The sequence below is a fragment of the Bacteroides sp. PHL 2737 genome, from assembly GCF_004115325.2.
Lineage (GTDB): Bacteria > Bacteroidota > Bacteroidia > Bacteroidales > Bacteroidaceae > Bacteroides > Bacteroides hominis.
Window position 1 is genome coordinate 1,995,031 of sequence record NZ_CP040630.1, and the last position, 21,437, is coordinate 2,016,467.

Genomic DNA, 21,437 nt, shown 5'->3' on the forward strand with positions numbered 1-21,437 from the left:
GATGGAATCCCGATAATTTTGCATTATTGAAAAGCGTATGAACTAAAAACAGTGGAGATAGAATATGAAAGACATGCAAACAAAAATAGTAATGATAGGGATTCTACTTTCTGCCGGTATAATGTTGAGAGCTCAAGACAATGGAGGGTGTGAGGATTGTCCGGCTTTTAATGCAGGAGGAAAAGTGGAAGTCCGCGGTGTGAAAGAGAGGATTATCGGAGATTTGTCGCAACCGATTGCCGTTCGCGTGAAAACACTCATCCAACAGATGACACTGGCAGAGAAGGCATCTCAACTCGTGAGCGAAAGTGATAGCATCCCCAGGCTGAACCTTCCTGCTTATAATTATTGGAATGAATGTCTTCATGGAGTGGCTCGTGCAGGTGAAGTGACTGTTTTTCCACAGGCTATTAATCTGGCTTCTACCTGGGATACGGTATTGGTAAAGCGGGTGGCTTCTGCTATTTCTACGGAGGCGCGACTGAAATATCTGGAAATAGGAAAGGGGCTCACTTACTGGTCGCCTACTATCAATATGGCTCGTGACCCGCGCTGGGGAAGAAATGAAGAGACTTATGGTGAAGATCCGTATCTGACTTCACGGCTTGGAGTAGCCTTTGTGAAGGGGCTACAGGGTGATCATCCGGCTTATCTGAAAACTGTCGCAACAATCAAACACTTTGTGGCTAACAACGAAGAGAACAATCGCTTTTCCAGCTCTTCGCAAATACCGACGAAACAGTTGTATGAATATTATTTTCCGGCTTACGAAGCTTGCGTGAAAGAGGCAGGCGTGCAGTCGGTAATGACGGCTTATAATGCTTTTAACGGTGTGCCTCCCAGTGGCTCCCGTTGGCTGCTCGGTGAAGTGCTGAGAAAAGAGTGGGGATTTGACGGATTTGTAGTTTCTGATTGCGGGGCCATTGGGGTGATGAATTGGCAGCATAGGGTCGTGAATTCGTTGGAGGAAGCGGCAGCGCTGGGTGTCAACAGTGGGTGTGATTTGGAATGTGGCACTACATATAAAGAGAAATTGGTTCAGGCAGTGAAACAGGGCTTAATCTCGGAAGCTACTATTGATCAGGCTTTAACGCGGGTGCTGACCGCGAGGTTTAAGTTGGGAGAATTTGATCCGATGGAACTTGTGCCTTATAATCATTACGATAAGAAGCTATTGGCCGGCAAGAAGTTTGCGGAACTTGCTTATGAAGCGGCTGTCAAGTCGGTTGTGCTATTGAAAAATGAAAATCTGTTGCCTTTAAGTAAGGAGAAGACTAAATCGGTAGCTGTAGTAGGCCCGTTTGCCGATCATAATTATTTAGGTGGATATAGTGGACAGCCTCCTTATTCGGTTACACTTTTGAAAGGGGTGAAAGATTTGATGGGTAAAAGAGGAAAAGTCAACTATTTGAACGGTATAGGAGCTTCCAGGGATTCTATTGTGGCTGCGGTAAAAGGAGTGGATGTGGTGCTTGTAGCTTTGGGAAGTGATGAAAAAATGGCAAGAGAGAATCATGATATGACTTCTATTTATTTACCGGAAGAACAGGAGAAACTGCTGAAAGCTATTTATCAAGTGAACCCGAGGATCGTATTGGTTTTCCATTCGGGAAATCCGCTAACTTCTGAATGGGCGGATGTGCATATACCGGCGATTATGCAGGCCTGGTACCCCGGGCAGGAAGCCGGTAGAGCCCTGGCCGATTTATTGTTTGGGAACGAAAATCCATCGGGTAAGCTACCTATGACTATTTATCGGGCGGAAGATCAGTTGCCGGATATCCTGGATTTTGATATGTGGAAAGGGCGTACTTATCGTTATATGAAGGAAGATCCTTTATATGGTTTCGGTCATGGGTTGAGTTATACATCATTTGGGTTCGATGGTATACAAGGAAGTGATACCTTGAAATCGGGCGCAAGGTTGCAATGTTCGGTTGAATTATCCAATACCGGTAAATGGACCGGAGAAGAAGTCGTCCAGGTGTATGTTTCCAGAGAAAATACTCCTGTCTATACATATCCGTTGAAAAAATTGGTAGCGTTTAAAAAGGTGAAACTTGCTCCGGGTGAGAAGAAGAGAGTTGAATTTAATATACCTCCCCGGGAGTTGTCGGTCTGGGAAAATGGAAACTGGAGGATGCTTACCGGAAAGTATACGCTGTTTATAGGTTCCGGACAACCGGGACTGGCAAAGGGTGTTACGAAAGGTTTTGAGGTTAAGACACAATAAGGTTGGTTTTTACAGGTTCTGAGGTAGTAGTGTTTTTTTAAGGAAAGATTGTTTGAAGGTAATTTCTTTATGTACTTGTTCTCTGATGTAAGGGTGTGCTGATTGTATCACTATCGGATAAAATAATACTGGATTGTTAATGATAACTGCACTAATTTTACATTTGAGAAAGTTCTCCGATATTGGGATAAAACAAGTCTCGATTTCGTCTTTTAGATAAACTATGGTAGAATAACGGATGCATTGAAGGCAGAAAAGAAATAAAGAGTGTTTGTCTGAATTGCATAAGTGAATGATAAAATCATACTTGTTTGTTCTCCCGGTTGACTCTATTTTTGCATTATCACAAAATTAATCATTTTAAATCAGTGTAATAGTATGAAGAACATGATGTTGTTTCTGATGGCGCTCTTGATGAGCAGCCATATGATGGCTCAGCAAACCATTGTTACAGGCGTAATCACCGATGCTAACGATGGATCTCCATTGATTGGAGCCAATGTACTGGTCAAAGGTGCCGGAACCGGTTCTATTGCCAATGTGGACGGTAAATACAGTGTAAACGTTCCGAGTGGCAAGAATGTACTGGTCTTCTCGTGTGTGGGGTATAAAGAACAGGAGATTACTTTAAAACCCGGACAGAAAATACTCAATGTGACAATGAAGGAAGATACTGAACTGCTGGATGAGGTGGTAGTCATAGGCTATGGTACAATGAAGAAGAGTGACTTGACAGGATCGGTCACCAGTATCAAAAGCGAAGACTTGATGAAAACCAATCCGATCAGTATCAACCAGGGACTTCAGGGGCGTATTGCAGGTGTGCAGGTCAACCAGAATGATGGTGCTCCCGGAGCAGGCGTGAGTATTCAGATTCGTGGTGCGAACTCGTTTTCAACTTCTACAGAACCGCTTTACATTGTAGATGGTATTCCTTTTACCAGTAGTGGAATGCCCGGAACAGGTAAAGATGGTATGATGCAGACGGCCAATCCTCTGTCGACGATTAATCCGTCGGATATCGAGTCTATTGAGATCCTGAAGGATGCTTCAGCTACGGCTATTTACGGATCACGCGGTGCGAACGGAGTGGTATTGATTACCACCAAGCGTGGTGCGAAGGGAAAAGACAATATCAGCTTCAGTGCTAATTTCGGAATATCGAAAGTAGTGAAGAAATTGGATATGTTGGATGGATATGCATATGCGATGTATAGGAATGAAGCAGCACGGATGTTTAATGAATACGAGAATGCAAATGAAGCTATTCCTTATCCGGGCACTTCGAAAGTGGACCCGAATACCGGTGAATCGGTTTATTCTCCGGGACCGGAAGATTACCGGAATGGTACGTATCCCAGTGTAAACTGGCAGGATGAAGTATTTGAAACAGCTTTTTCCCAGGAATACAATCTGAGCGTGAACGGTTCGAATGATAAGGGGTATTATGCAATCTCCGGTAATATACTGGATCAGAGCGGTATCATTCATAACTCCGGATACAAACGTTATTCATTCCGTGCGAATCTCGCTCGTAAGGTACACGACTGGATTGAAATCGGTACGAATATGAGTTTTACCAACTCATTGAACAAGCTTGCCAAAACCAATTCTGTCAGTGATGGTATTATCCGGGGGGCTTTGTTCTATCCGGCTACCGCACCCTTGGACGATGAAACGAATAATGCCCAGTTGAACTGGTTCTCATCGAATCCTTATGTATATACCCGTGCGGCTAAAGATGAACTGGCAACGAATAGTTTCTTCTCTTCTTCATTTGTGGAAATCACACCGTATAAGGATTTGAAAGTTCGTCAGAATGTGGGTTTTTCCTATAATATAAACGAACGTGATGTGTACTATAACAGAGAGACGGTGGAAGGTAAAGATCCGACAAACGGATACGCCTCAAAAGCTGATAACTGGGCGAAGAATCTGGTACTTGAAACGATGGCGACTTACAACAAAACTTTCAATAAGAATCATTCGTTGAATGTGGTTGCTGCTTTCTCTTATGAAAGAGGGGACTATGGTAATAAAGCAATGGTAGCTACCGGATTCCCCCAGGACCTGACGGAAGACTTTGATATGAGTGCCGCTGTGAATCCGCAGAAGCCGACCAGTGGACGCGGAATGACTTCTCTGGTTTCTTTCCTGGGACGTGCCAACTATAACCTGATGAATAAGTATCTGTTTACTGCCTCTTTCCGTCGGGATGGTTCCAGTAAGTTTGCACCGGGCAACAAATGGTCTAACTTTGCTTCAGGAGCTATTGCCTGGAGAGCATCGGAAGAGCAGTTTATTAAGGACCTGAATTTGTTTAGTAACCTGAAGTTCCGTGCAAGTTACGGGCAGACTGGTAATCAGGCGATAGGCGCCTATGCTACCCGTGACTATCTGACTGTGGCCAATTATCCGATTAACGGTGCACTTTCCAGTGGATTTGCCAATCTTACCTGGAGAGGACCTGCCAATCCGGATTTGAAGTGGGAGACTACCAGCCAGTATAATGTGGGTGTGGATATGGGATTCCTGCAGAACAGAATTAATTTGACTGTCGATCTGTATTACAAAAAGACATCTGACTTATTGCAGAATATACAGATACCACAAAGTACAGGTTTCTCGAATATGACGACTAACTTTGGAAATGTAACGAATAAGGGACTTGAAATTACCGGAAAGTTCTATGCGATCACCGGTAAGAACTTCAACTGGGATTTTGATGCTAATATTTCCTTTAACCGTAACAAGATCAGCGGACTTCCGGGAGATCAGTTTGCCCAGGGATGGAGTAAGGCTGATAATGTATTCCTGCAGCGCAACGGAATGCCGATCGGAACCATTTATGGATTTGTGGAAGATGGTTTTTATGATAATATTGCTGAAGTAAGAGCCGACCCGTTTTATGCAAAAGAGTCAGAAGCCGTATGTAAAGCAATGGTGGGTGAGGTGAAATATAAAGATTTGGATGGAGTAGCCGGTATTACAAATGCTGATCGCCAGGTAATTGGGGATACGAATCCGGATTTCACTTTCGGTATGACTCACAATTTTACTTATAAGAACTTTTCTTTAAGCTTTTTCCTGCAAGGATGTGTCGGAGGTGATATTTTCAATGCGAACTTACTCGAGGTGACTATGAGTGGTATTGGTAATATTCCGCTGAATATATATGAATCTCGCTGGACACCCGAAAACCGGGAGAATGCCAAATGGCCGAAAGCTTATGCCGGCTATGGAAGAACGATGAAACTGTCTGATCGTTATGTAGAAGACGGATCTTATCTGAGAATGAAGAATATTAATCTGGGGTATAAGTTTGTCTCTCCGTTCAAGGGAATTGAATCGATCAATCTGTTTGCTTCTGTCAGCAATGTATTCACCATTTCGGGATATAGCTGGTATGATCCGGATGTAAACTCTTTCGGTAGTGATGCTTCTCGCCGTGGCGTGGATTTATTCTCGTATCCAAGTAGTCGCACCTTCTCATTTGGTTTACAGTGTACGTTCTGATGTTTAACTCAAATCAAGAAAAGTCATGAAAAAAATAATATTCAAATCGTTTTTATTGCTATGGACAGTCCTGTTGGCATGTTCATGCAATGATTTGCTGGAAGAAAAGGCCTATGATTTTGTGTCACCCGAACAGTTGGGAGACAGTGAGAGTGCGGCTTCCCAGCTTGTGACAGGTACTTATAATACAGTGATCACCAGCTTTATTGCTCCGGGTTCTTATCTTTATCTGACCAATATGGATTGTGACTATGCGTCGGGTGCATCATGGGCATTTGGTAATGTCGGAGCAGGTAATCCACAAGGATTCTGGGGAATAGATCATATGTGGCAGGGCAGCTATACGTTGATTCACCGGGCAAATCTGGGTATATCCAAGATCTCGGCTATGAATAACCTGACTCCGGAGAGTAAACAGGACGCTTTGGCACAACTCTGCTTCCTTAAAGCATGGGCTTATTTTAACTTGGTGAGAAATTACGGTCCTGTGCCTATTTTCCGGAAATCAATATCGGAAGGGGAAGCTATGAGCCAGCCTCGTGCCTCGGTATCGGACGTATACACACATATCATTGAATTGCTGGAACAAGCTGAAGGAATGTATTCGAAAGATGATGCCGGGTTTGTAGCGGGACGTGCCTCGAGCGGAGCTGCCAAAGCGTTATTGGCGAAAGTATATGTTACTATGGCTTCCGGGGCGATGTCCGGTGTGCCTATCGTGGTTAAGGGAGGAGATCCGAATATATTTGAACCACAACCTATCACGCACATTGCAAAGACTGTTGCAGGTTATGAGTCTTTTGATCCGGCCAAGTATTATGCGTTGGCACGTGACAAAGCTTGGGAGGTGATAAACGAATATACCCTGTTTGATAATTATATGGACGTATGGGCCATAGGAAACCGTAATAAGGGAGAACACATCTGGATGGCACAGGCCATCAGCGGTGATAAGGACTTTGGAAACACGATCTGTCAGGATTATGTGGGCATTTTCAAAGAAGACGGTACGATGGAAGGTAACTGGTATGGTATGCGCGATCACTGGTATCTGCTTTTCGAAGAACAGGATACGCGTATTGTCGATGGAGTTATTCACCGATATGCGTCGGATGGAATATCCAATGGTAAGGTTATCTATAACTATTATCCCCGTTGGTATGCAGATAAAGTAGAGAATAAGGAGGTATATGACAGTCAGGGCAATGCTTTTGATGGTACGGAAGTCTATCATGAAGGTCAGGGGTGGACATTGGCGAAATTGACGAAATTTACTTTTGTTACAGACCGGAAACAAAAAAACAGTGATTTTCACTTTCCGTTGCTCCGTTTGCCGGATATAATGTTGATTTATGCTGAGGCTGTCAATGAATTGAATGGCGGACCGGACGCTGAGGCCTATAATCAGGTGAACCGCATTCGTACGCGTGCCCATGCCACTCCGTTCTCCGGAATGAATCAGGATGAATTCCGTTCGGCTGTACTGGAAGAGCGTGCCCGTGAATTGGCCTATGAAGCTGACCGCCGTTATGATCTTTTCCGTTGGGGTATCTATCTGGATGTGATGAATGCCATCGATATGGATGAGCATAATGTGACTAAACGTCGTTTGGAGCGTAATCTTCTATATCCGATACCTACCAGTGAGGTGAACTCTAATGATAAGATTGATTCTAACAATCCGGGATGGTAATGAATACATTCGTAACATTTAAAATTGAAGATACAATGAAAACATTTAGATATATTTTATTCGTATGGGTGATTCTGGGCTGTGGTCTGTTTGCATCGTGTAAAGATGATGAAGTGGAATATGCCCCTCTGGCTGTCACCCGGGTATCTACGGTACTCGATCGCGAACAGGGGATCGATCAGGCTAATCTTGCACAATATATCATTGTGCAAGGTACAGGATTGAATGCTGTTAATTCGATTCTGGTAAATGATGTACAGGTTGATTTGAGAGATGCGTATATCACTTCCGGAGAAATAACTTTTCCGATCCCCAGGGTAATTCCGGGAGAGGTAAATAATCTGATAACTTTAGGAAACGGAAATTCTACCGTAACTACTCCGATATCGGTGTTTATTCCTGAATTGGAGGTGAACGGTATGTTCAATGAATTTACGCCGGCAGGTGATACGATGCAGGTGGTTGGCGATTATTTTGATCTTTATGAGATAACGACCGAATCGGGGCAGCTGTTCTTTGGTGGAAAAGAAGCGGAGATAACAAAAGCAACCGGTAACAGTCTGAGTTTTGTGTTGCCGGAGGATGCCGTAATAGGTTCAAAAATTAAATTAGTCAGCCCGGTTTGTGGAGAAGTCATGGTTCCCGGTAAATATATGGAAAAGGGCAATATGCTGTGTGACTTTGACCCGTTCACCGGTTGGGGAGGTGGTAAATATGTGATAAATGGTCCCGTTCCTGCTCCGTACAGCGGACAATTCTCCCGTTTCAAGATTAATAAGGGAGATGCGAATGATTGGGACTGGAACGAGGTGACTACTATTGCACAGTGTGCTGTCGAATACTTTCCCGAGGTTATTGCCGATCAGGATAAATATTTGCTGAAGTTTGAAGTAAATACAATCAAGCCATTGACCAAAAGACAGATCCGATTTTACTTCTCGCAGATTAATTACGATTGGGAACCTTTTGCATCGGGACTCGCCTTGAATACGAACGGAGAGTGGAAAACGGTTTCTATTGACCTGGGAGAAATGTGGAAAGGGGACATTCCTAATGATGGAGTTTTACAGATTATGGGTAATAGTTGGGCGGAAGATACGGATATATGCTTTGATAATTTCCGTATTGTTCCCAAAGATTAAGGTGTGTTTAGTGAAAGGTAGTTTATTGACTGCCTGATGTAGGGTAGAGTTGGTAAAAGAGGGGCAGTTTTCTTATAACTATCCCTCTTTTTAACTCACTCCGCAATATGAATAAAAAAAGAATGACAATGCGGAAAATTCAATATTTGTTTATCGGTTTGTTCTTCTGTCTGGGGATACAGGCACAGGAGAAATTTAATATCAGGGGGGTACTTCCCTGGCATAATTTCTTGTCAGGACCTACTTCATGGAACTTGTCAGATTACCGGAATTATCTGGATGAATGTCAGAAAAATGGTATCAACTTCATTGGTTTCCACAATTATACGGGGGGTGGTGAGCGTTATGCCACTTATGTGGAACCTATGATAAAAATAGAATATAAGAATATTCTTCCTCAAGCCTGTTTTGATAATTCTCTGACTGCACGTTGGGGCTATCTGCCGATGGCTGTGAAAGACTTTGCTTATGATACGGGAAAAGCATTCCACTTACCTGCAGGGGCAGAAGCTTTCGGTAATGACGGTTCGGTTACCTCGTACTCTCCCCGGGAGCATTACGAAAAGGCCCAGGGGCTGATGCGTGATGTATTGAAAATGGCACATGAACGGGGAATTCGTATGGCTATGGGATTTGAATTCGGAGTGATTCCTCCCGAATACTTTTCTTTGAATGTAGCCGGAGACTGTTTCTATTGGCCAGGTGAATCGAATATGATTCCGAATCCGAAAAGCCAGATAGCAGCCGAGATACATTATGCTGCAATTGATGATATCCTGAAAGCTTATCCGGATATTGATTACATCTGGATGTGGCTGAATGAACATTCGTTTATGGGAGTCGATACTCAGAAAGCATTGCGGAATGCACCTTTTGCCCGTGCTTATCGGGAAAATGAAAGCTTCTTTGAGGAAGCGGCCGATTCATCGGCCCGTTTTGTCGGAGTGTGGGCGCTGGAATATATGAAACTGACTTATGATTATCTGAAATCAAAGGGTTCGCATGCCAAATTGATCCTTGGTGGCTGGGGAGGAGGACATCAGTTACCTTCATTGCTGAAAGGATTGGACAGAGCTTTGCCCAAAGATATTATTTTCAGTTGTCTCAATCCGGATCTGGGGAAAAATCCACAACCGGAGTTTCTGGGAGAGATTGCCCGGAGCCGTAATGTATGGGCAGTTCCCTGGTTGGAAGGCGATCACCAGTTGTGGCATTTTCAGCCAAGGGTCCATATGATGCGTGAACATGTGAAACTTGCCGCTAAACAGAATCTGGACGGAGTGGTTGCTATCCACTGGCGTACGGAGGAACCTCGTTTTAATTTCCGAACGTTTGCCCATTTTGCTTCGGATAAAGATGCCAAAGAAAGTGTGGAGCAGTTGTATGACAGATTTCTGACGGAGGAGTTCGGAAAAGATGCGGCTAAAAAAATGACCCCGTTGCTTGCCGGAATGGATCGGAAACAAATTCAGTGGAATGTGCCTTCGCCGGAGTTTTACGCCTATACTCCGGAATGGGGACTGCTGGACGAAAATAATGTGCGGATACGGAAAGAACTGGTGTCTTCCGGAGAATCATTATTGAAAAAGTTAAAAGGGGAGCAGCGGGATAATCTGGAACGTTTCATAGCAATGTTTCGTTTTGAACTTTTCTTGGGAGAGGTGGATCAGGCTATGATGCCTGCTTTTACCTTAAAGAAGAAAGAAGCGCAAGGTGAGAAAATAGATGCTTCACAGGAATATGCGGATGCATACCGGTTATTGCTTTCAGCACCAATCAAAGAGATGTTCGATACTTATGTGAAACGGGTTCATTCACGTGGAGAACTGGGCGTTCTTAGCTCTTTGAACCAGCGTGTGTGGCGTGAATACAATGAACTTAAAACTTATCTGGAAAATAAAATAAAATAGAAATGAGACGAATGGCATATCACCTGCTGGCTGTTTTGATTCTGGCAATGACAGCATCGACAATCAAAGCACAGATTTTATTGGTTACTTCGGGTACACCGGTCGAAGAATATGCGGCAGCAGAGCTTCAACGATATTACTATCAGTTGTCCGGGCGGCTATTATCTGTCGGACATGGAGAGGTGCCGGACAGGAAAACGGAATTTGTGCTTACAAGATTGGATCATCCGTTGATGACTTCTTGGAAAGACAATGGAGTGCTGTCTCTGGCATCAGTGCCCGGAGCACAGGGGTATGTCATTTGGACAGTGAAGGAAAAAGGCAGGCAACTGGTGGTTATTGCCGGTGCGGATGCCAGTGGACTGCTTTATGGCGTATATGGGTTATTGGAGGATCATTTAGGAATGCGTTTCTATATGAACGGGGATGTGTATCCCGATAAAAAAAAGCCGCAGACAAAGTTACCGTTTATCCGGGATGAACGTACGCCGACAATGACCGTTCGCGGATTTCTTCCCTGGACTAATTTTCCGCAATCGGCTACGATTTACTCATGGGATGATTGGCGTTACATCATAGATCAGGCTGCGCGGATGCGGATGAATTTTATTATGATTCATAACTATAACGGGTTTTGCGGGCATAATGAATTGTTTCATAATTTTGAGTATAAAGGCCATTTGTCACGTGGATGGATGCCTACCATAAAGACCGGACACGGATGGTGTTGCCCCGGATGGGATGTCAATGAATATCTTTTTGGAGCATCCGGGATTTATGATGACTATGATTTTGGAGCTGATTATGGGTTACATAATGAAACGCTGACGAATAGCCAGATCAAAGAGAAAGGAGCAACTATATTCCGCAAGGTGATCGCCTATGCACATTTGCGTGGTGTGAAAATAGGCTTAGGATTGGATATCGATGTCCTCTTGCCGGAATATCAGACTGAGCCGGATAATAGAGAAGTAATTAAGGCACAGGTTACAGAAATTGCCTGTGAATATCCGGAACTGGATTATCTGCTTTGTTTCCAGTCTGAGGGTCAGAAGAATGAAGCTTTTTATGCCCGCTGGCGGAGAGTTTTTGATGGATTCTATGAAGAGATGAAGCGGATGTCGCCTTCTACCCGTATAGCTGTATCGGGGTGGGGGCTGCCCCCGGAATCAGTGAATAGTCTGCCCGAAGATGTTATTTGTGCTCCCATATCTTATTATTCGGCAGCGTTCGAACCGGGAAGTGTGTATGGCAGTCGTGAATACTGGGATGTCCCTGGTTGGAACGGGATTTTAACAGTTCTGAATATTACTATCCTTATAATGTGGATCTGTCGGAAACCATCCGGGCCTTTGGAGATGCTTCTCCCAATATGAATGGTTTTTATGCACTGACGTGGAGACTGGCCGACGCTATTTCTCCTAAAATGTGGTATATCAGTAAGGCCCCCTGGTATAAGCGTGAAGTACTGGATTCTTCGGAGAAGGTATATCGGGATTTTGCATGTGCCAGTTACGGGAAAAATGCGGCTGATGTTATTACCGGTATTATCAATCAAAACGAGCCTTTTGCCACTGACTTTGGCGAGTGTCAGGAAACACCCGGATTTAATCAGGTGGTGCATACTTATCCGTTGATGAACCTTCGTTCGATGGCTTTTATCGGGAAAAATGGAGAAACCGTAAAGATAGAAGCTACCGGATACAAAGAGAAGAAAGGTACCCAAAATGCCCCTTGTGATGAAGGTGGTGAGTGTGTAGGGTATATTATGGCGGATGACTGGTTGGAGTATCCTGCGGTTGATTTTAGTAATAGTCCTGAGCGGATGTCCGTTCGGGTCGCTTCTGCATCTTCGGGTGGGGTTGCCACTGTTTGTCTGGACCGTCTGGAAGGCCCTGTTATCGCCCGGTTTGAGGTAAAGAATACGGAAGGGTGGCAATCTTGGAGAACGCTGACGGTTCCGATGAGCGGATTGAAGGGTATTCATACATTGTATATTCGTTTTCAACCTTTTGATGTGATAGCCGGGGCGGAAAAATTAGCTGAAGCACAATTGAAAACCATTGATAGTTGTATGGCGGTTACTCCGGATGCACTTCAGAGGTTGCGTCTTTCCCGGTTGCGCGCGCGCATTCAGGGTGCTGCTTGCCACATTGCGTTGAATGCCGGTTTTGAAGCTTATCGGTGGGATGATTTACCCGGAAAGATGGATGAATGGGCGCGCAGCTTCCTGTATCGTATTGAGGATATTTCGTCCTACGGGAATATCATGAGTACTCAGAATAGATTTGTCAAACAGAATTATGTAGCGAAAATCAATCAACTTCGTAAGCAACAGCGGGTACAGGCACCTTCGCATATCACAGCCAAGGGAACTCGTGTGGGAGCATTGGTCAGTTGGCGTAATGAAGAACCGGCGGCAAAGGCTTTTGTTGTTTGTCGTAATGGAGAAGAAATTGATACATTGGCAGCCGGTGTGACATGCTATCGGGATATGTTTCATGGAGTTGCTGTCTATTCGGTGTACACGGTGGATGTTGAAGGGCATAAGAGTCCTTTGGGAATACCTGCCCGGTGTCCGGCTGGAAATGCAGATCGTGAAGCACCGGTTATTGTTATTAATTCTCCGGTGACTTCCGTAATGAAGGGAGCTCCGTTGCATATCCGGTTTTCTGTGGTTGAAGACCGGTTGCCCGAAGTTGTATCCGGAACACTTCACTATCGGAAACCGGGAGATAAAGTATGGAAAGAGTTGCCGTTTGAACGCCGGGTCAGAGCTGTCTTCACATTGACGTTGCCTGCTTCCGGGATTACCGAAAAAGGAATAGAATACTATATTTCTGTTTCCGATTCTCACAATACCTCCTTTTATCCGGCCTCTGCTCCGTTCCGGAATCATACGGTAGTGGTGACGGGAGTACAGGGGAATGATAAACCGATACCTCCGGTGGTAAAACAAATCGATAATAACCGTATGTACTGGACTTGTACGGAGAATGCGGAAATGTATCGCATCTATCGTGCTAAGACTCCCGATTTTGCAGTCGGGGCAGGTACGTTTGTGACGTTTGTAGCTGGAAATACATGCACCTTTGCCGATAATGGATTCGATTTTGACGGAACTCCTTTAAAAGGGACTTATTATTATCGCCTGACTTCCGTATCACGGTGGGATTGTGAAAGTGAGGCATCAGATATCATTCAAATAGATTATCAATGAAAAGAATTGGAATATACATTGCTACTGTGGTCTGCATCTTGTCCTGTGTTCCCCCGCAAAGGAATTTGCTGACAGAAACCAGACAGATGCTGGTTGATTCAGGCGCAACTGAACGGACGGCAGCTTTGTTTTATAACTTGCGCCAACTGACCGGGAAACAGGTTGTTTACGGACAACATAATTATGAAATGGATGGGTTTGACTCGGATACCACACGCTGGCGGGATGAAGCGAACCGATGTGACGCATACGATGTGACGGGAACTTATCCAGCTTTGGCCAGCTTTGATTTTCTTCATTTTACAAATCCCCGTAGTTGGGAAACAAAAGACCCGGATTACATCCGGCAGAAGTTTCATGCTGCATATAACCGAGGTAACGTGATTACATTCTGCTGGCATTATTACAATCCGGTGACCGGTGGAAACTTTTATGATACCACCCGGGTGGTCCGCCATATCTTACCGGGAGGTTCCCATCATGCTATATTTAAGGCTGACCTGAAAATCATTGCCGACTTTGCCCACAATGCAAAAGCCGACAACGGAGAATTGACTCCCATTATATTCCGTCCCTGGCATGAGTTTGATGGCAACTGGTTCTGGTGGGGCAGAAATCATTGCCGGGTTGAGGAGTTTAAAGAATTATATAGGTTTACGGTCACTTACCTCAGGGACTCTCTGCAGGTACATAACTTTCTGTATGCTTTCTCTCCTGATTGTGGCTTTACTACCGAAGCCGAATACCTGGAACGCTATCCGGGAGATGAATATGTAGATGTGGTAGGAATGGATAATTACTGGGATTTTCGTCCGGATGGAGGAGACACTTCTCTGGTTGTTTTGAAAGCACGTATACTGACTCAGTATGCCCAGCAGCATGCAAAACTTTCGGCTATTACCGAGACCGGTACACAGACCCGTGACTCGTTGTGGTATACGCAATTGTTGTCCATCCTGCGTTCGGAAAGAGTAGCTTTGAACTATGTGTGTAGCTGGTCCGGGTTTGCTCCTTATAAAGGACATCCGGCTGCAACCGATTTTTGTCGGTTTAAGGAAGATTCCCTGATACTTTTTGCAGATGAGATTCCCGATTTCTATACTTGGCCTTAACCTGCTTATAATAATATCATGGAATGCTAAGATAGTATTAGGTATATATGCGGACGACGCTTATCTTTGCAATATCAGTTACAGAGTGAAAAGAATCTTATAAATAAAACATCTGATAATTATGAAAACCCTATCGAGTATACTACTGACCTTGCTGGTCGTGTTCGGGGCATGTACTTCTCCCCGGATTTCCTCCGATCCTTTTGTCCGTGTGTCAGACGGGCGTCTGACGGTGAATGGAAAACCTTACTATTATATTGGGACCAATTTCTGGTATGGAGCCATATTGGGGTCACAGGGGCAGGGGGGGAATCGTGAAAGGCTGCTTCGTGAACTCGATCACCTGAAAGCCCATGGAATCAATAACCTGCGTGTTCTTGTCGGGGCCGATGGAAAAGATGGTATCCCGACAAAAGCTGAACCTGTGCTTCAGATAGAAGCGGGCGTATATAACGATACTATTTTCGACGGACTCGATTATTTCTTATCGGAGTTGGGCAAACGGGATATGTATGCTGTGCTTTTCCTGAACAATAGTTGGGAGTGGTCGGGCGGATATTCCCAATACCTTTATTGGGCGGGGCACGGTGAGGTACCGATGCCGAATATAGCCGGGTGGGATGCTTTCTCCGGTTATGTGGCACAATACGCTAAGTCTGAAAAAGCACACCGTCTGTTCCGGAATCATGTTACCCACGTCGTGAATCGTGTCAACCGGTACACGGGAAAGAAATACAGTGAAGATCCTGCGATCATGTCCTGGCAGATAGGAAATGAACCCCGTCCGTTCGGTGAGGAGAATAAGGAAAGCTTTGCGGCGTGGATTGCGGATTGTGCGGCACTTATTAAATCATTGGACCCTAATCATCTGGTCTCGGTCGGATCGGAGGGAATGGCCGGTTGTGAAGGAGATCTTTCACTTTGGACTTCCATTCATGCCGATGCCAATATCGATTATGCCACGATTCATATCTGGCCGAACAATTGGGGATGGATCGATAAGAAAGATATTCCGGGAACTCTCGGACAGGCCATCAAGAATACTTGCTCTTATATTGACATACATGCCCAAGAGGCCTATAAAATAAACAAGCCGTTGGTGCTTGAAGAGTTCGGTTTGCCGAGAGACAGCGTAAAGTTTGCCTCGGACAGTCCGACTGTCCAACGAGACCTTTATTATAGGGAAGTGTTTGATATCGTCAAAAAGCATGCTGCCGGGAAAGGCGTTTTTCAAGGATGTAATTTCTGGGCATGGGGTGGATTTGCACAACCCCGCCACCTCTTCTGGCAAAAAGGAGATGACTACATGGGAGATCCCGGGCAGGAAGAACAAGGGTTGAATTCGGTTTATGCAACGGATTCGACAGTGGATATGATTAGAGAGACGGTAAATGATATTAACCAGATAATTCAGAAACAATGAAAATGAAATTACTGTGTATTCTGTTGCTGGGAGTGATTCCCATATGCCCGATCCATGGCAAGGATACGTTCGGGAAGAAAAAAGATAAAGCAACGCGGCTCCTTTTTTATGATCTGAATAAGAACGGGCAGATGGATACCTATGAAAACCCCTCTGCTCCGGTAGAAGAGCGTGTAGAGCACCTTCTGTCACAGATGACGCTGGAAGAAAAGGTAGGCCAGATGCTTACTTCATTGGGATGGCCGATGTACGAACGGGTGGGAGAGGAAATTCGCCTGACTGCACGGTTGGAAAAGGAAATCAGCGAATATCATATCGGGGCACTCTGGGGCTTTATGCGGGCCGATCCATGGACACAGCGCACACTGCATACCGGCCTCAATCCTTCATTGGCTGCCCGCGCCTCCAACCGTCTTCAGGCTTTTGTCATGGAGCATAGCCGTTTGGGCATTCCGTTGTTCCTGGCAGAAGAATGCCCTCATGGACATATGGCGATTGGTACAACCGTTTTTCCCACTTCCATTGGTCAGGCCAGTACCTGGAATCCGGAGCTGATCAGGCAGATGGGGCGTGTTATTGCAATCGAAGCAAGTGCTCAGGGAGCGCATATCGGTTATGGGCCGGTACTCGATTTAGCCCGCGATCCGCGTTGGTCACGTGTGGAAGAGACTTACGGAGAAGACCCTTATCTGAATGGAGTGATGGGAGCTGCTTTGGTACGCGGTTTTCAAGGGGACACACTAAGGGGGCGTAAAAGCGTAATTGCCACTCTCAAGCATTTTGCCTCGTATGGCTGGACCGAAGGGGGACATAACGGAGGTACTGCCCATCTGGGCGAACGTGAATTGGAAGAAGCTATTTTCCCTCCTTTTCGTGAAGCTGTAGGGGCAGGAGCATTGTCGGTGATGAGTTCGTATAATGAAATAGACGGTAATCCGTGTACCGGAAGCCGCTATTTGCTGACAGATATTTTGAAAGACCGTTGGCAATTCAAAGGTTTCGTCGTGTCCGATTTGTATGCTATTGGCGGATTACGGGAACACGGAGTTGCAGGCAGTGACTATGAAGCAGCCGTGAAAGCTGTGAATGCCGGGGTGGATAGTGATCTGGGGACGAATGTATATGCGGAACAACTGGTTGCCGCAGTTCGAAAAGGAGATGTCGCTATGGAGACAGTAGATAAGGCGGTACGCCGCATATTATCTCTCAAATTCCACATGGGATTGTTTGATGCTCCGTTTGTTGATGATAAGCGTCCGGCACAACTGGTCGCCTCTCCCGAGCATATCGGACTGGCTCGTGAAGTTGCCCGTCAGTCGATCGTTCTGCTTAAGAATGAAGACAAGCTGTTACCGTTGAAGAAGGATATTCGTACCCTTGCCGTCATAGGTCCCAATGCCGATAATGGTTATAATATGCTTGGTGACTATACAGCCCCTCAGGCAGACGGTTCTGTGGTGACTGTTCTGGAGGGCATCCGGCAAAAAGTTTCTAAAGACACCCGTGTGCTTTATGCCAAAGGTTGTGCCGTGCGGGATTCTTCCCGTACCGGATTTGCCGATGCCATAGAGGCTGCCCGTAGTGCCGATGTCGTGGTGATGGTAGTAGGAGGATCGAGTGCCCGGGATTTTTCTTCGGAATATGAAGAGACAGGAGCCGCCAAGGTCTCTGCAAACCGGGTCAGTGATATGGAAAGTGGAGAGGGATATGACCGTGCCACACTTCATCTTATGGGCAGACAATTGGAATTGCTGGAAGAGGTTCGCAAATTGGGCAAGCCGATGGTATTGGTCCTGATCAAAGGGCGCCCGTTATTGATGGAGGGAGTCATTCAGGAAGCAGATGCAATTCTTGATGCCTGGTATCCGGGTATGCAGGGAGGAAATGCTGTGGCAGATGTGCTATTTGGCGATTACAATCCGGCAGGTCGTCTCACACTTTCCGTTCCGCGTTCGGTCGGACAGCTTCCGGTGTACTATAATACGAAACGTAAGGGAAATCGCAGTCGCTATATAGAAGAGGCGGGTACTCCCCGTTATCCTTTTGGCTATGGCCTTAGCTATACGACGTTCTCCTATACCGGCATGAAGGTTCGGGTGAGTGAAGAAAGCAATCACTGCCGGGTAGATGTATCGGTAACTGTACGCAACCAGGGTACAGTGGATGGTGACGAAGTGGTGCAGCTTTATCTGCGGGATGAAGTCGGCAGCTTTACAACCCCTGACAGACAGCTGCGTGCTTTCAGACGTGTACGCCTGAAAGCAGGTGAGACCCGGGAAATAACTTTTACTCTCGACAAGAAGTCGTTGGCCCTGTATATGCGGGACGGTGAATGGGCCGTGGAACCGGGACGTTTTACAGTCATGGCAGGAGGCTCTTCCGAAGACATTGCCTGTCAGCAGGAATTTGAGATAAACCGAAAATATACTTTTAAAATGTAAATGCTATGAACGGATCAAGAGATAAAGTGCGCAGTGCACTCAATCACCGGAATACAGGTAGTGTACCGGTCGATTTCGGTGCAACAGCGGTTACGGGCATTCATTGCCGCATTGTAGAAGCATTGAGGAATTATTATGGGCTGGAACCCCGGCCGGTAAAGATTGTGGATGCCTTTCAAATGTTAGGGGAAGTAGATGCGGAACTGGCTGAAAAGATCGGGGTGGACTGTATCGGTATAGGAGGCCCTAAAGATATTTTCGATCTGGATGTAACCCGTATGCGTGAACAGACAACACCTTGGGGACAACTGGTGCTGGTGCCTGAAGCGATGGATCTTACTCCCGATGCTCAAGGAGATGTTTATGTGCATGCCGGAGGAGATAAAAGCTATCCCCCCAGTGCCGTGATGCCCAAAGGATGCTATTTTATTAATGCCATCGAGCGTCAGCACCCCATTGACGAAGAACAGCTGAATCCGGAAGACAATGTGGAAGAGTTCGGATTGCTGACGGAGGGAGATCTGGCTTATTACCGTTCGGAGACAGATAAAGCATATCAGACCGGCCGGGCCGTCGTGGCCAGTTTCGGAGGCACAGCCTTGGGAGACGTTGCTTTTGTTCCCGGTATGGGGCTGAAGCAGCCGAAGGGGATCCGGAGTGTGGTGGAGTGGTATATGTCTACAGCCATGCGGCAGGATTATCTGCATCAGGTATTTGAGAAAGAGATTGATATTGCCATTGCTAATTATGAGAAACTTTGGGCTGCACTCGGAGATAAAATAGAGGTGGTGCTGACATGTGGTACAGATTTCGGTTCACAAGAGTCGCAGTTTTGTTCCATAGATACCTTCCGCGAACTTTGGTTGCCGCACTATCGGCGGATGAACGACTGGATACATCAGCATACCACCTGGAAAATATTCAAGCACTCTTGCGGAGCTATCATTCCCATTTTGCCCGGGCTGATCGAAGCCGGATTCGACATTATCAATCCGGTTCAGATTAATGCCAAAGACATGGATTCCCGGAGGTTGAAAGAGGAATTCGGCAGCCGGCTGACTTTCTGGGGAGGAGGGGTCGACACGCAGAAGATACTGCCTTTCGGTACTCCGGACGAGATACGTCGCCATGTAAAGGAGCAGTGTGAGATATTGGGACGTGACGGAGGGTTTGTTTTTAATGCCGTCCATAACATTCAGGCCAATGTTCCCGTCGAGAATGTAGTTGCGATGTTCGATGCTTTAAAGGATTTCCGCTGAGGACCGTTTGTGGGGCTATAATTATTGACAATATGAAAATCTGCCGGCAACTGTTGCCGGATGAGGATACATCAATGCAATGAATCTATGTCAGAGGTTCGTTGGGAAAGAGTACATATATATACATTATTAATCTTATAAATGATAAATGCCATGAATAACCTCAATGAATTATATGAAGCCATCTTGGCGGGTAAATTGGAACAGGCAGTCAGCGTTACCAGAGAAGCGGTTGCCGGAGGAGTCGCACCTCAGGAGATCATCAATGAATATATGGTCAAGGCCATGGAAGCCATCGGTGCACGTTTTGAATCGGGACAGGTGTTTGTGCCGAATCTCCTGATGAGCGCACGTGCCATGCGTGGTGCCCTCGATATACTCAAACCACTGATGCAGGGGAAGGCCGATTCGTACATCGGCAGGATTGTGATTGGTACGGTCAAGGGAGATTTGCATGATATCGGTAAGAACTTGGTCGCCTCCATGTTTGAAGGGTGTGGATTTGAAGTCATCAACCTGGGAGTAGACGTATCGAGTGACAAATTCATCTCTGCGGCACTGGAGAACAAGGCAGACATCATTTGTATGTCCGCGTTGCTCACCACTACCATGAACTATATGAAGGAGGTAATCGATGCCCTCGAAACCTCCGGATTGAGGGGAAAAGTGAAGGTGATGGTGGGAGGTGCGCCTGTCAGCGATGCTTTTGCCAGGTCTATCGGTGCCGATGCCTATACCAGTAATGCCAATGCAGCCGTAATCGTGGCTAAAAAGTTGATAAACGCCTGCTGAACATGTTTATGAATCCCCATATCGTTGAAGGATGCCTGCCTTTCACCTCGTTGAGGCTCGACATCAGTCTTTCGATGGGTGCCGGTTACGTGCCCGACGCAGAGATGCGGGCAATGTGCCGTGCACTCGAAGAAGAGATTGCCGGCATTTGTATTCCCCGGTTTCTGTATATTCTGTTCGATTCCGAACCGGCCGGTACTTGCGAAGTGGGAGTGAATGGGATTTGCCTGAAGACGGGAGCCGTTATTACTCCCTATCTGAAAGATGCTGCGGGCTATGCGCTCTTTGTGGCCACTGCGGGGCGTGAGTTTGAGGCTTTTCAGCATGAAACGTGCGCCCGGGGTGACATTCTGCGGGAGTTTCTTCTGGATGCCTATGGTTCGGCGATTGCCGAAGCTGTCGTCCGTGAGGTGTGCCGGAAGGTGGAAACACAGATGTTCGCTTTAGGCTATGGGGTGAGCCATCCTTACAGTCCCGGTTATTGCGGGTGGCATGTCACACAGCAACAGTTACTTTTCAGTTGCCTGCCCGAATCTCCTTGTGGGATTCGGTTGAGTGATTCTTCCCTGATGTCACCCATTAAGTCGGTCAGCGGTATTCTTGCTTATGGTCCCCGCATGGCCAAGCGGAAATATGGATGCGAACTGTGCGGCAAAGCCGATTGCTATAAAAACAGAAATAAACTAAAAAGATAGA

Annotated in this window: 11 protein-coding genes and 1 pseudogene; all 12 read left to right on the top strand. The window is 46.0% G+C overall.

Translation table 11 applies throughout. The features are described from left to right. The first annotated feature begins 64 nt into the window (after positions 1-64). The 12 genes and pseudogenes from DBK98_RS08240 (at position 65) to DBK98_RS08295 (ending at position 21,436) form a co-directional block, all read left to right on the top strand. Positions 65-2,233 (top strand): glycoside hydrolase family 3 C-terminal domain-containing protein, encoded by a 2,169-nt coding sequence (locus DBK98_RS08240; protein ID WP_005810298.1) that lies wholly within the window; start codon positions 65-67, stop codon positions 2,231-2,233. Between the two features lie 378 nt (positions 2,234-2,611). Then, positions 2,612-5,749 carry a TonB-dependent receptor gene (locus DBK98_RS08245; protein WP_032537187.1) on the top strand — a complete coding sequence of 1,046 codons (3,138 nt, stop codon included), beginning with the start codon at positions 2,612-2,614 and terminating at the stop codon, positions 5,747-5,749. 25 nt (positions 5,750-5,774) lie between these two features. Continuing rightward, positions 5,775-7,442 (top strand): RagB/SusD family nutrient uptake outer membrane protein, encoded by a 1,668-nt coding sequence (locus DBK98_RS08250; protein WP_022011985.1) that lies wholly within the window; start codon positions 5,775-5,777, stop codon positions 7,440-7,442. Then, positions 7,442-8,584 (top strand): glycan-binding surface protein, encoded by a 1,143-nt coding sequence (locus tag DBK98_RS08255; RefSeq protein WP_022011984.1) that lies wholly within the window; start codon positions 7,442-7,444, stop codon positions 8,582-8,584. Before DBK98_RS08250 ends, DBK98_RS08255 begins: the two co-directional genes overlap by 1 nt. 128 nt (positions 8,585-8,712) lie before the next feature. Beyond that, positions 8,713-10,494, top strand: a complete 1,782-nt coding sequence (locus DBK98_RS08260; protein WP_032537185.1) for a hypothetical protein — start codon at positions 8,713-8,715, stop codon at positions 10,492-10,494. A 2-nt stretch (positions 10,495-10,496) separates the two neighbouring features. Beyond that, a pseudogene (locus tag DBK98_RS08265) lies at positions 10,497-13,714 on the top strand (carbohydrate-binding protein). Then, the gene (locus DBK98_RS08270; RefSeq protein WP_032537184.1) at positions 13,711-14,826 is read left to right on the top strand and encodes a glycoside hydrolase family 26 protein; all 1,116 of its coding nucleotides are present in this window, start codon (positions 13,711-13,713) and stop codon (positions 14,824-14,826) included. The pseudogene DBK98_RS08265 and the gene DBK98_RS08270 overlap by 4 nt, the downstream one beginning before the upstream one ends. 121 nt (positions 14,827-14,947) lie before the next feature. Then, positions 14,948-16,249 carry a beta-galactosidase gene (locus tag DBK98_RS08275; RefSeq protein WP_032537183.1) on the top strand — a complete coding sequence of 434 codons (1,302 nt, stop codon included), beginning with the start codon at positions 14,948-14,950 and terminating at the stop codon, positions 16,247-16,249. Continuing rightward, positions 16,246-18,690, top strand: coding sequence for a glycoside hydrolase family 3 N-terminal domain-containing protein (locus DBK98_RS08280; RefSeq protein WP_032537182.1), 2,445 nt, complete (start codon positions 16,246-16,248; stop codon positions 18,688-18,690). Before DBK98_RS08275 ends, DBK98_RS08280 begins: the two co-directional genes overlap by 4 nt. A 5-nt stretch (positions 18,691-18,695) precedes the next feature. Beyond that, positions 18,696-19,949, top strand: coding sequence for a uroporphyrinogen decarboxylase family protein (locus tag DBK98_RS08285; protein WP_022011979.1), 1,254 nt, complete (start codon positions 18,696-18,698; stop codon positions 19,947-19,949). Between the two features lie 153 nt (positions 19,950-20,102). Further along, positions 20,103-20,741: a corrinoid protein gene (locus tag DBK98_RS08290; RefSeq protein WP_032537257.1), complete on the top strand. Its 639-nt coding sequence runs from the start codon at positions 20,103-20,105 to the stop codon at positions 20,739-20,741. 2 nt (positions 20,742-20,743) lie between these two features. Continuing rightward, entirely contained in the window at positions 20,744-21,436 is a 693-nt protein-coding gene (locus tag DBK98_RS08295) for a vitamin B12 dependent-methionine synthase activation domain-containing protein (protein ID WP_032537181.1), read from the top strand. The last annotated feature ends 1 nt before the right edge of the window (position 21,437 follow it).